General features: G+C 45.1%; 9 protein-coding genes. 3 read left to right on the forward strand and 6 right to left on the reverse strand.

The annotated features are described in order from the left end of the window. The first annotated feature begins 21 nt into the window (after nt 1-21). The 3 genes from BLQ88_RS37405 to BLQ88_RS25905 all read left to right on the forward strand — a co-directional run bounded on the left by BLQ88_RS37405 (nt 22) and on the right by BLQ88_RS25905 (nt 2,637). Nucleotides 22-150 (forward strand): hypothetical protein, encoded by a 129-nt coding sequence (locus BLQ88_RS37405; protein ID WP_262485717.1) that lies wholly within the window; start codon nt 22-24, stop codon nt 148-150. Nucleotides 151-725: 575 nt separating this feature from the next. Next, entirely contained in the window at nt 726-1,052 is a 327-nt protein-coding gene (locus BLQ88_RS25900) for a helix-turn-helix domain-containing protein (protein ID WP_229212866.1), read from the forward strand. A gap of 628 nt (nt 1,053-1,680) precedes the next feature. Further along, nucleotides 1,681-2,637 (forward strand): ATP-binding protein, encoded by a 957-nt coding sequence (locus BLQ88_RS25905; protein WP_090155905.1) that lies wholly within the window; start codon nt 1,681-1,683, stop codon nt 2,635-2,637. Between the two features lie 382 nt (nt 2,638-3,019). Here BLQ88_RS25905 and BLQ88_RS25910 read toward each other — a convergent pair whose 3' ends face one another. The 6 genes from BLQ88_RS25910 to BLQ88_RS25935 form a co-directional block, all read right to left on the reverse strand. After that, entirely contained in the window at nt 3,020-4,630 is a 1,611-nt protein-coding gene (locus BLQ88_RS25910; RefSeq protein ID WP_176885112.1) for an arylsulfatase, read from the reverse strand. A 29-nt stretch (nt 4,631-4,659) separates the two neighbouring features. After that, nucleotides 4,660-6,138: a sulfatase gene (locus BLQ88_RS25915; protein WP_090155909.1), complete on the reverse strand. Its 1,479-nt coding sequence runs from the start codon at nt 6,136-6,138 to the stop codon at nt 4,660-4,662. 39 nt (nt 6,139-6,177) lie between these two features. Beyond that, entirely contained in the window at nt 6,178-7,821 is a 1,644-nt protein-coding gene (locus BLQ88_RS25920) for a RagB/SusD family nutrient uptake outer membrane protein (protein WP_090155911.1), read from the reverse strand. Between the two features lie 8 nt (nt 7,822-7,829). Beyond that, entirely contained in the window at nt 7,830-11,180 is a 3,351-nt protein-coding gene (locus BLQ88_RS25925; RefSeq protein ID WP_090155913.1) for a TonB-dependent receptor, read from the reverse strand. 141 nt (nt 11,181-11,321) lie between these two features. Then, nucleotides 11,322-12,317: a FecR family protein gene (locus tag BLQ88_RS25930; protein WP_090155915.1), complete on the reverse strand. Its 996-nt coding sequence runs from the start codon at nt 12,315-12,317 to the stop codon at nt 11,322-11,324. A gap of 6 nt (nt 12,318-12,323) precedes the next feature. After that, nucleotides 12,324-12,881: a sigma-70 family RNA polymerase sigma factor gene (locus BLQ88_RS25935; protein WP_090155917.1), complete on the reverse strand. Its 558-nt coding sequence runs from the start codon at nt 12,879-12,881 to the stop codon at nt 12,324-12,326. Between the last annotated feature and the right edge of the window lie 47 nt (nt 12,882-12,928).

Raw genomic sequence — 12,928 nt, forward strand, 5'->3', positions numbered from 1 at the left:
GTTAACAAAAGACTTTTTCTTATGGAAAAGCTGGTATTTCCGCTGATGATCTCATTTGTGTTTGTTGCCTGTAAAAAAGATAACCCTGACCCGACGCCGGAAATTGAAACTATTGTGGGCACATGGAAACATATTGCTTACGAAAAATAGTCAACGGGACGAAAACTTGGGCTGCTATTGATGGTGACCCCAACTACATGAGTTTCAGATATGATGGTTTAGTGCTTGACGCAAAGGGTTTGCCTGCGTGCTGCGCACCAATGGCATATTTTGTAAATGGGGTACTGTTTGAAGTAAAACCGAAGACACCAGTACCGGTTAACGAACGCTGTTATTCGGTTGATTGTCTAAGTTGCGACACATGGGATATTGAACAAACCGGAAATGAGCTTATTGTCTACACCTGTGCCCCCGTTAGAAGAGGCTCGAAATACATCCGGAAGTAATTCTGTTTCGGTTAATGCTCCTTGTTACTTTAACAACGACTAGATAATACGCGGTTCCTATTGATAGAAGCAATCAGAAATTCCACAGTTCTGCTATGAGATTTGCCACGTGTGCCGGTCTGCGCACCGCTGCGTGGTTCTTCGTGTGGCAAGTTGCAGCGCAGGTTTTTCTATTCAGGACTGGAAGATGGTTACCCATTTGAAAATCGAAAGGGTCTAGGATTTCCACATTGGGGATTTTAGCTTTGTTTTCTTCGCAATGCTAAAATAGAAAAAACAATGGAAAGGATGAGGGGAACGGATGAGGCCAAAGCGGGCCTGTCGCTAGATCAATTAGTCACGCTTGCAGACCTGAGAAGCGTTCGGGATGAGCTCTTGGCAGCGATTACCAGAACGAGGGTATCTTCGTTAGATACTACAAAGAAATGGCTCAAATCGTCTGAGGTTAGAAAACTACTAAACATTTCACCCGGCAAGTTACTGGCGCTCAGAGTTGGTCGTCAACTCGCATTTGTGAGATTGGGTGGAGTAATCTACTACGACAGGGACGACATTGAGGCGATGATCCAAAAAGCTAAAGTACCAACCTTGATTGGCACGGCATGAACACCGCATTCCAAACTTCCGGTCGAGGATGTGATGTCCCTCCCAGGCCGGAATACGTGGAGATTTATTTCCTTCAATGTAGGAAGACTAAGGAAGCGGCGCGCGAATTCCATCGACATTATTTACTGCGGCTTTGGCAGTCTCGGAGTGGAGAAGTTATTCAAGATTGGAAACGCCTCGCCTGGCAATGGATTTGGAATAAAAGAAGAGCAGGTAACTATTAATTGCCATCAGACTGTCTATACTAGTGATCGCTGTTAATTATCAATCAACTCTGATCATTATCGCAATTTTGCTAGACCATTTTTGCCGGGCCATAGTGCTATGAAATAGTTGATGACGACAGTCCTCTTGATATTTCGCAGCCCACTGTTTTGCTTCACTTTATGAGCATTCTGGACGGGAATTTACATGACCTATGAGTATGACGTTCGGTACAACATTAAATTTCATCATGAGGAGCATTTGCTACTTGGAGAAAATTTGTTTGTATCGGCCGTATCTTGTTACCAATCTTAATGCTTATTTCCCGCCACACACTTCACAGTTGTAACTTTGAAAGTTTTCAAACCAAAGGGCCGCGCAGCTATTGAAATATGCCGATACCGTAAAAACCCTATAAGGTATTATGAATGAGAAGATTATTAACTTGATTGCCTTTGAGCCAGAGAATTCATTACTTGACTTCAAAAGAGAGCAGTACCCAATCGGCTCCATTCCAAAGCGCAACATTGTCATCAAGGATATACAAGCGATGGCCAATAACCCATCGGATGAAGAAAAATACATCATCATTGGAGTTGGGGAAGAAAACGGAGCGAAAACGATAGTGCCTATTGCACAATTGACTGATGATGCCCACTACCAGCAACTTGTCAATGCTAACGTCGAACCAACAATCAACTTCGAGTACAAGGGCTTCGACTATCAGGGGATGAGAATTGCCTATTTCAAGATCTTCGGTAATACAGACAGACCTTATCTGTTCAAGAAGGATGTCGCAGCTAGCGACGGAAAAGTCGAATTCAAACGAGGTGAAGGCTATATCAGAAAAGGTACATCCACATTCATACTAGGCAGGTCGGACCTAGACGCAATTTATCAGCAAAAAAGTACAAGGAAGGATAGAAAAAACGATATAGTGGTAAGACATGATTTCAGAACCTACTATTATTCTGATGCCATAAAGTACCCCTATTTGCACATCTCAGTGGAAAACAAGTCGGCACAATCGGTATCCTTTGATGCCGAGTTAATAATATTTAAAAACCAACTTGAGGTTAAATCGGATACCGACATTATAAGAGAGCATGCACCGAGGAGTCAGTTTGGCCATTTCACGCCTGAAATCCCTTCAATTTTCGCGCGGATTAAGAAGTACAAAGATGTATTCGAAGTCAAGACAACTCTAAAGGGCGGTATTTTGATTAACCAGGAGGATGTGGTCGAAGATATCTTTAAAAAACATACTATTCTCGATTACAGCATACATCAAAATTTTCGAGCTGTATTAGTGCTGCGAAGCGATGACTTTATAAGTGGGCCTCTACGATACCCTATTGAGACAACAATTTTTGCCAGTTGAACTACTGTCTCATAAATCAGTCGGTGCCTGGTTTGATTCCAGGCTTGCTTTATTGAAAATCAGCAACTTACGTGATAAAGCTCGCTGAGTGCTTTTTTATTTGCAAACATTTTGAAGGGCTTCCAGCCGACACATAAATAATGTTACATCGAAAAAATATCAACAGACATGTTCGGACCCATTGGATCGCAAGCGGCCCCGTACGGTTTGAATATTAATATCCCAACATTAAAAAAGGCCACTTACAACGCGAAGTTGTAAATTGCCTTTTCCATTAGATCGAATATTTTTTTGGCTTTTTTAGAAACCCTTTTATCCGTGCTTAGGGATTTTTTAAATTTTGTTTCTGAGTGATCCAAGTGATAACACGGTATTGACCAAATTACTTTTTGTTTAATTCACTGAACGGAATGACACCTACCCGCTTTGCCCAAGCGTAGTAAAGTGCCTCCATTTCCCTAACGCGGCGCGGCTCTTTTTCGGCCAAGTTTTGCAACTCCGTGCGATCGGTTTTTAGGTCATAGAGCTGCCACTGGTTAGATGGATAGTCCGAAACAAGTTTCCAGTCGCCTTGTCGAATAGCTCGATTCCCTTCGTGCTCAAAAAACAAAGCTTTATGACCTTTCCAAGATTTCCCTTGAAACACAGGCACAAGACTAACCCCTTCTGTTGAGGTGATGTTATTACCCTTGTACGATTGAGGGTATTTTCCACCCGCAAGGTCCAGGCACGTCGCCATGATATCGATAATATGGCCCGGCCGCGGATCAATTCTTCCCCGTTTCACAATTGACGGTCCGTATGCAATAAATGGAGTCGCGGTTCCACCTTCGAACTCCCAGTGCTTGTATTGCCGAAACGGGGTATTACTTAAGTTGGCCCCCTGTATTCCATATGCTGTGAACGAATAAGGATCACTGGACGGCTTCTTGCTCCTTTCGAAAACGTCGGGCAGAAATCCAGCAGGCGTGATATTCTCATGGCTGGCCCCATTATCAGAAAGGAAGAGAATTACCGTATTTTGATCTTCTCCCAGCGCCTTTAATTTCGCCCGGATTCGACCGATATTCTGATCCATACGGTCAATCATTGCTGCGTAAACCGCCATTTTATCCATCCAGATCAACTTTTCTTCTTCGCTAACAGTGTCCCAATCTGGGATTTTGTTGTCACGGGGCGAAAGTTGAGTACCCGCAGGCAAAAGCCCCAAATCTTTCATCCGTTCAAACCGATCTTTACGAAGTTGATCCCAGCCTTTCCGATATGCTGTTTTATAACGAGCGATATCTTCCGGCAACGCATGTAACGGCCAATGGGGCGCGGTATATGCCAGGTAAAGGAAAAAGGGATTGCCTTTCTGATTTTGCTCGATAAACTCAAGGGCATGATCCGTGAATGCATTGGTAGCATAATACCCTTTTTCCGGGGTATATTCCTGATCATCCAGCGCAATAGTAAGCTTTTGATTTGGCCTGTAAGATGAATTATCAAAATAGCTACTCGCGCCGTCAATCAAGCCAAAATAGCGATCAAACCCACGTTTCACCGGCCACTGATCTGGTCTACCTCCCACGTGCCACTTACCTGCCATATAAGTCTTGTAGCCACTTTGTTTCAATGCCTCCGCGAGGGTTACACAATGTTGGTTCAAATAACCCTGATAGGCGGGTTGCGGACGGCTATTTACCATATCACCAACGCCTGCCTGATGCTGGAACAAGCCAGTCAGCAGAGAGGCACGGGTCGGACAGCAGCGTGACGCATTATAAAATTGCGACATACGAAGCCCGTTTTTTGCCAAATCATCCAAATTCGGAGTTTGGATTTCAGAGCCAAAACAACCTATGTCCGAATAACCCATATCATCTGCCAGAATTAGGATGATATTGGTTTTTTTCGCTGGAGACTGCATCGTAGGAGAGCAGAGCAACAATAAAGCGGGAAGCGAAAAGAACCGCCAGATTGCTATCGGTTTGTGAAGTGCCGAGCGCATTTGGTTAACATACTATTTTAACAAGTGACTTAATTGAACAGGCCTGTATTTCCTTTGGCCCAAACTGGATTTATGCTTTGGACGATATCCGGATGCTTGTCGGCTATGTTATGATTTTCATGAGGATCATTTTTGTGATCATACAATTCAATAGTCGGCTTATCCGCCCGAAAGTACTTTGTCAGCCGGTAGCGATCAGTGCGCACAGAAATACCCTGTTTAAAGTAACTGTATGCTACATTATCCCAATTGGTAGATTTACCATTACCCAACATTCCACTAAAACTTTTTCCATCAAGTCCCGCTGGTGCCTTTACATTACAAAGGTCCATTAATGTGGGGTAAATATCGATAGAGCTTACAATTTCATGCCGAACTTGCCCGGTTTTCATCTCCGGCGTTTTCACAATCAGAACGCTGCGCAAAGCCTGATCGAAAATAGTATGCTTTCCCCATACTCGGTGGTCACCTAGATGCCAACCATGATCACTCCAAACAATCACAATCGTATTGTTATCCAATTCCAGCTGCGTTAGCGCATCCAGTACTTTCCCTACCTGTGCATCCACATAGCTCACACCTGCATAGTATGCATGACGTAGTTTTCGCGCATAGGCATCCGAAACCGGCTTCTCCAAACTAGCCATCTCATCCCCCAGTTTATATCCGTTGAATTCTGCGCTTTGGTGTAGGCTAGCCGGGTTTACTTTGTCGGGAATAGCAGAAGATTGTGTTAGCGGAATCCGAGCTTCATGATACATATCCCAATATTTCCTGGGCGCGTTGAATGGCAGGTGTGGTTTAAAGAACCCTACACTCAGAAAAAAAGGCTGCCTTCTTTCAGAAAGCTCTCTTAGCTTAGTCACGGCTATTTTAGCGGATAGCCCGTCCGGATAACCTTCATCATCAACCTCTGCATTTTCGTATGGCTTCACCTGAGCCCTTTTGCTTTGGCGATTGGAACCATCGGCGTAAGCGAAAAATGCATTCCAACCTGTCTTCCATTTGCCTGGATCGAATAGCATTTCGTCCCAGCTGTGAGGTAATTCCAGCACATTGCTTTTTGGCTCCTCATATTTGTATACAAATCCATCGGCAGAATGACTGATTTTTCCAATTCCGACCGTGTAGTAGCCGCTGCGGCGCAAATTATCGATAAAAGTTTCCGGCTTCTCTCCACGCGGTTTTCCTGCTATCTCCTTTTCTATCGCTTCGTTTGTCAGTTCCACTTTGTTGCGCGGCAAACGACCGGTAAGAAGACTATACCTTGACGCACCACAAGTAGGCTGGGTGACATATTGGCGCATAAACACGGCCGACCGCTTAGCCAGTCTATCCAGATTTGGCGACTGGATAAGCGGATTTCCGTAGCACGCCAAGTCAGGACGGAGGTCGTCGATACAAATTAATATTACGTTTGAATGCTGCTGCTGAGGAGATTTATTCACTGTTAGTCCAATAGCTGCAAACGCAATCATAGTAGCAAACCCGAATACAATCCATTTCATAATCTTAGCACCGAATAAAAATAAACTACAATTTCAAACTTAATATCCCGGATTCTGAGAAAACTCAGCTGGGTTCGTTACCCGGTCAATCTGAGTTTGTGGAATCGGACGTACCAGATGTGTTTCCTTGATATTTGGAGCCGCATCCAGGTTGTATTGTTTTACTCTCGTTAGTAATGTCCCGGTACGCTTTAGATCATACCAGCGTTGGCCTTCACCTGCCAATTCACGTCCACGCTCATCCAGAATAAAATCAAGATTGATGTCGGCGGCACTTACCTGCATTTCCTTTTCTTTCCCGGCAATAGCGGCGCGAGTGCGAACTACATTAAAATAGGTGGCAGATTCAGCGAGCTTATTTTGGCGCCAGGCGGCTTCACCTGCAATGAGGTACATTTCAGCCAATCGAAGCACGATAAAGTCTCGACGCCCCTCCACCGCATTCACGCTGATTCGCAGGGGATCAAGAAACTTCTTAAGCACTGGAAAGCGTCGGCGTTGCCCGCCTCCAATCTCATTATTAGTGATATTTGAGGCACCTACCCATTTATCGTTGAAATCGATATACCAGTAGGGGGCTGAACTTTGCAAATCGTCAGGAACAGGATAGGTCACAATTTTGATGGCTGTATCACCGGGCATAACGGTTTTCCCATTGATCGTGCCTTTGGCGTTGGCGAAGAATACAGTTTTGAATGAGCCCTCCCATCGACTGTCTTTGGTTTGATCGAAAAGTTTGATCAGATAATTTGTCGGCATAAACCGCTGGTAAGCTCGTCCGTTGGCTAAGTCCCGAGTGATTGTTGGATTTTGGGTGTAATCGATCAAGAAAAAGAGGTGAGCCTGATTCCCGTCCCCGTTCGTCAACGGGTCGCTCGTATATTGCACCGACCAGATCACTTCTGCGTTTTGCTCGTTGTTAATGTCCCAAAGATTAGCATAGGGCTTGACGAGCTGGAAGTTGTAACTTTTGATAACATTTGAGGCAAGCGTTTCTGCTTCCACCCAGTTTCCCCTGGTTAGCTGTACGCGGGCCAATAAGGCTTCAGACGCGGCTTTGGTTGCCCTGCCATAGTTGGTGGCTTTTGCAGGCAAGTTCGCAATGGCGAATTGCAAATCCGGAATAATTCCCTGCTCATAAATTGTTGCAACGGGCGTTCGTTTGGCGGTCGTCTGAATCCCCACGGACTCATTTTGTGTGAAATGTACATCTCCGAATTGTTGCACCAGGTGAAAATAGAATAGCGCTCTGAGAAAACGAGCTTCTCCAATAATTCGGTTTTTGTCCGTTTCGCTCAAACCAGTTACGGTCGGGGCGCGACTAATGACAGCATTCGCTTGATTAATCCCTATGTAAAAATTATTCCAGACCGAGGTAACAAATCCGTCGGTACCTAGAAAGTTAACAGAGTAATCATTAATCGCCGGGTGATTGGTTACTCCGCCAAACCCGTTGGTATACATATCCGTTCCGGGAACAGTTAAAAAACAAGCATCCTCTCTCCCATAAAATACCCTTAATCGAGTGTACGTAGCATTAAGAGCGTCGCGGATTCCATTCGGCGTTGAATAGTAGCTATCGGCAGATGCCAGCCCCACCGGGTTTTCTTTCAATACATCCTGACAAGAGAATAGTTCTGAAATAAATAATATTGCTGATAATAAGATAGTTATATTTTTCATGATTGGGTCTAGAATTTAAGATTCATACCAAATACGTAGACTGCCGATGTCATAGGGGTCGTTCCTCCAACGATGCCGGAACTGGACTCCGGATCGACCAGTTTGAAAGGGGAGAAAATCAACGCGTTGTCGGCGGTACCATACAAACGCAAACTTGAAAGCCCGGTTTTCTTCAGTAGATTCTTCGGGAAAGAATAACCCAAAGTAATGTTTCTAATTTTGACAAATGAGCCATTGAAGTAGCTTACAGCATCGGCATATAGCGGAGCAGATGAAGCATAGGGCATAGGGATACTATTGCTCGGATTGCTCGGTGTCCAATAATCAAAGTTGATATTGTTGTAGCGCCCCTGCCATTGGTTTCCCCCTAAATCGTGAAAACCACTCTGAAGCATCTGACCCTGCCGGGCATATACCAGAAATGAAAAATCAATTCCCTCGTAACTGAATCGGTTCGTTAGGCCGCCACTCCATTTTGGCACTGTCGAACCCAAAACGGTACGATCGTCCGCGTTAATGATCCCATCGGGCCGTTTGGTTAAATTACCCTCCAAATCGCGCCCATTAACGTCGGAAATCTTAATATCCCCCGGCCGCTGACCTGCTGCCTTGGCAGCATCTGCCTCGCCGGTTTGCCATATACCTGCTTGTTTAAAACTATAAAAACTACTGACGGGCTTTCCTATGAACCATTTGTTCCCAACGTCGTCGATCTGTCCGTTAAACAATTCTACGATTTCTTCTTTGTTTGAAAAGAAATTCAGGCTGGCATCCCATTTAAATCCCGACGAGGTGTTCAGAACAGACCCGCTGAGTGTCAATTCCACACCGCGATTACGGGTAGCTCCGACATTTTGCAAAATTGATGTGTAACCAGAAGTTATTGGAATCAACCGGTTGAGCAGCAAGTCGCTGGTACGGGTATCATACAACTCCAGTGAACCACTTATCCGATCATTTAGGAATCCAAAGTCGAGGCCAACATTGAGTGTTTTGGAGATTTCCCACCGCAAATCCGGATTAGGAATAATATTAAGGCCATACCCGTAGGCTGATTCCGTTCCATATGCGTAAATCGATCGCGCCAGCCCGCCCAGTGTCTGATATGGATCAATCGATGTGTTGCCAACCGCGCCGTAACCAGCGCGAATTTTCAAGAACGATAGCAGACGATTTGCCTTCAAAAACGCTTCATCGGAGATAACCCAGCCGGCTGATACCGATGGAAAGAAGGCCCATTTACGTCCGGGAGAAAGTCGCGACGAGCCATCTGCACGACCGGTCAACGTAAGCAGGTAACGACTATTGAAACCATAATTAATACGCCCCATATAGGACATTAGCCCCCATTGTGTCAATGAACTCCCTATGCTGGTGAGGACGCCCGAACTGCCCAGATTATAAAATGAAGCCGTTTCTATCGGGATATTTTGACCACTGGCCATCGACGATTCAAAGCGGCTGTTTTGTGTACTAAACAAACCCACAACGTTCAGGGAATGTAACCCGAATTTCCGATCGAATGTGAGCAGATTTTCGAACGTATAGGCAAAATTCTGCTGGTTGTCTATGCTAGCTGAATTGACACTACCCGTCAATCTGCCCGTGTATGTTCCGGCACGCCGTATACTTAAGTCTGGCCCGTAGTTAAGCCGGTATGTGAGGCCATCAGCAATTTTATATTCTCCGAACATCGTAGCAAAGATCCGGTATTTCCGACGTTCATCAGTGTATTGATTAGGCTGGTAATCCATGAGTGGATTGGCCTGTAATCCTTCTCTTGGATTGGGGTAGGGCGACACATTTCCATCAGCATCGTAAGGAGTGATCAGGGGGGAGTATCCGAGAGCAAATGTGTAAGGCCTGTTTGCCATGACGTTTTGGAGATCGGTCGAAACGGTCGCGCTTACTCCTATCTTTAGCCTTTCGGTTAAATTGACGTTTATATTGGCACGGAACGAATACCGACGATAATCGCTCTTCTGGAGAATGCCTTTTTCATCGAAAAACGAGCCCGACAGATAATAAGTAGCATTTTTTGCGCCTCCACTGGCTGATAGCTGATGGCTTTGTTGGAGACCGTCACGCAGCACCGGATCCAACCAATTAGTTGAAACGCCTTTCTTTAGATTCTCGGCTTCCACCGGACTCATAATAGTGATATCCTGGCTAGCATCGTCAGGCGACAATCCTCGTGATACCCTTACATAACGTGCGAATTCGCTTCCATTCATCGATAGGAAGTCTTTTTTTGCCTTCTTAATCCCGTAGTATCCGTCGTAGCTAATGACAGCTTTCCCTTCCTTCCCCTTTTTAGTGGTAATCAAAATAACGCCATTCGCACCCCGGGATCCATAAATGGCAACAGCACTGGCATCTTTCAAAACCTCCATTGATTCGATGTCATTAGGATTAAAATCGCTGATATTCGCGTCTGTCGGAATACCATCAATTACGTAAAGAGGGTTATTACTGGCATTAATCGAGCGGTTACCCCGAATACGGATAACCGGGCTGGATCCGGGATTACCATCAGAACGTACAATATCCACTCCGGCCAAGCGCCCCTGTGCGTTGGATAGCACATTGGAGGCTGGTGTTTCTGCTAGATCCTTACCCGAAATGGATGAAATTGCTCCTGTAAGATCTCGTTTTTTCTGGGTTCCATAACCCACAACCACCACTTCAGAAAGTATTTTGTTTTCTGGTTCCAAGCTGATTTCCATAGTGCTCTCGTTGCCGACAGGCACTTCTTTCGTCAGATAACCAATATAACTCACGATCAATATTGAACCGGGCGTTAGGTTGTCATCGCTTGCAGTAAGCTTGAACTTTCCGTTTGCATCCGACACAGTCCCTATCTGTTTCCCTTTTATCACTAAACTTACTCCCGGCAACACTTCCCCGTTTTCATCCCTTACCACGCCGGCAACAGTTCTTTCTATTGCGATTACAGATGTTTTAGGCGGACTGGAACTCGAAGTCCCTGGCTTTTCCCGCCTGTGTTTGAGCATGATTCTGCTCTCCGATACAGAATAATCGATATCGAGAGAACTAAATATTTCATCCAGGACACTTTTCAGCTGAACTGAATTCACTTTAATGGTGACGGGCTGCGAAATATCTATGGAACTGGAACTATACAAAAAATCGATCTTTGCCTGGCTTTCGATCCTTCGCAGCACCGTTTTCAGACTGGCGTCTTTAACATCCAGTGTGACCGATCTACTAAGTATCTCCTGGCCTGACACCTCGGCTGCTGCGGCCAATCCGCTTAGAAACGCACAAATCAGGAATTGATGGAAAGACAATTTCATGATGAACCGAAGGGAATGAGCAATTGGTAATCTTTTGTTCATAAATTAGGCGTGTTTAAGGTTTGACCAGAACTGAGAACGGTACTATTCGTTTTACGAAACTCAAATTGACGTTTGAGAGGTACAATCAGGTCGGCAATGTTGACGCATTGTCGACCTTCTATTTAAAGGACAACAGATAACTTATAAGTCGAGGCACGATAATCCAGATACGAACACAGTGGTTCCTCTGATTTCATACTCAGCGCCAGTCACTTCACAAATCGCTGCGAGCTGATCGAATAGGCCCATTTTGTTTAGATTACCCGTAAAAATGCATTGCTTGAGAGATTCATTGGCGACTAGGATCTCCAGGCCATAAGCTTTGGAAAGCGCGGCGAATACATCACCGATCCTGGTTTCGTCGAAATGGAAATCGGGACGAATTTTCGAGGTTTCCAGAGGCTCAGGATTATCGACCAGGTTGGAAGTGATGGTCTTGCCCAACGCGTCGTAAACAGCCTTTTGGTTGGGGGTGATTACAACCCCATTGCGCTTTCTGCGATCAATTTTGTTATTAGTATAAACGGAAACGCGCCCCGTTTTAACGATTACCTCGATCGTCCGGTCGCCGTTTTGCGGCTTGATCCGGAAACTGGTACCCAGTACTTCCGTCGCCAACCCCCCGCTATGAATCAGGAACGGCATCCGCGGGTTTCTTTTCACATCAAAGAACGCCTCTCCTGTCAGGTATACCGTCCGGTTCTTCTTACCATAACCTGCATCGATAACAATCGCGGCGTCCTTTTCAAGGGTGACAGCGGACCCGTCGGGCAGGATGGTTAGCTGGCGGAATGATGTAATGTTCTTCGTCTCAACGCCTTTAATATTGCTAACCTTGCGTTTTTCGGGCGCAAGATAAAGATAGCATAAGACCGCCATCAGTACACTTGCAGCCAGCCCCGCCCAAAATTTATTAGTCTTCCAGAGCGGCTTCATTTTCACTAGCGGCTCCACATCTGTAACGATCCGTTGCCAAAGCCTGCTGGATATCCGCTTACTTTCAGCTTCGTTCTGAAAAACATCATAATCTGCATTGCTGTGGAACCTTGCCCACTTTTCCAGCATCTTCAGTTCCTCAGGGTTAATTTCGTCGGAAAGATATTTCTCCGACAGTATATCAAATTCACCTTTTGTCATGGCAGTTCAGTTGTAGGAAGTGAAACCCCTCAGTTGCTCGCGAAGCACTTTTAGTGATTTTGTGATATGGTATTCAACCGCTTTGTCGGTCAGATGCATTTGCAACGCAATTTTCTTGACAGGCATGTTATCCATTTTGCTCAAACGGAATATTGTGGCTGTTTTCTCCGGCATTTTTTTTAATGCCTTTTCAATGGCGAAGTCCAGGTCCCTCGGGGATATGATTTTTTCAGCGTCTCCATTGTCCAGAATTTCATTAATGAGTTGATATTCTAAATATTTCCTGAAATCTATCTTAGATTTAATGTATTTGTTGGACAGATTCCGGGCAGCAATGAAGATATATACTTGTAAATTCCGAATATTCGATCTTTCCCGGTTCTGCCACAAGCTGGTCATCAAGTCATGAATAATTTCTTCACAATCTTCCTTCGAGCCTACCAGTTGATAAGTGAACCCAAACAGCTTTCGCCAATATCTCTGATATATTGCCTCAAAAGCTTTGGAATCGCCGGCTATCAACAGGCCGAGTAACGATTCGTCCGGTAAGTCTTGATAGTTCATCTACCTGGTGCTGATTTTCGTTAAGGTTCCGTATTTTGACATATCCC

The organism is Dyadobacter soli (assembly GCF_900101885.1).
In the GTDB taxonomy this organism is placed as follows: Bacteria; Bacteroidota; Bacteroidia; order Cytophagales; family Spirosomataceae; genus Dyadobacter; species Dyadobacter soli.

What these genes read in the sequence shown, in the direction of transcription:
- BLQ88_RS37405 (WP_262485717.1), top strand. Translation starts at nt 22, where the DNA reads ATGGAAAAGCTGGTATTTCCGCTGATGATCTCATTTGTGTTTGTTGCC.
- BLQ88_RS25900 (WP_229212866.1), top strand. Translation starts at nt 726, where the DNA reads ATGGAAAGGATGAGGGGAACGGATGAGGCCAAAGCGGGCCTGTCGCTA.
- BLQ88_RS25905 (WP_090155905.1), top strand. Translation starts at nt 1,681, where the DNA reads ATGAATGAGAAGATTATTAACTTGATTGCCTTTGAGCCAGAGAATTCA.
- BLQ88_RS25910 (WP_176885112.1), bottom strand. Translation starts at nt 4,630, where the DNA reads ATGCGCTCGGCACTTCACAAACCGATAGCAATCTGGCGGTTCTTTTCG.
- BLQ88_RS25915 (WP_090155909.1), bottom strand. Translation starts at nt 6,138, where the DNA reads ATGAAATGGATTGTATTCGGGTTTGCTACTATGATTGCGTTTGCAGCT.
- BLQ88_RS25920 (WP_090155911.1), bottom strand. Translation starts at nt 7,821, where the DNA reads ATGAAAAATATAACTATCTTATTATCAGCAATATTATTTATTTCAGAA.
- BLQ88_RS25925 (WP_090155913.1), bottom strand. Translation starts at nt 11,180, where the DNA reads ATGAACAAAAGATTACCAATTGCTCATTCCCTTCGGTTCATCATGAAA.
- BLQ88_RS25930 (WP_090155915.1), bottom strand. Translation starts at nt 12,317, where the DNA reads ATGACAAAAGGTGAATTTGATATACTGTCGGAGAAATATCTTTCCGAC.
- BLQ88_RS25935 (WP_090155917.1), bottom strand. Translation starts at nt 12,881, where the DNA reads ATGAACTATCAAGACTTACCGGACGAATCGTTACTCGGCCTGTTGATA.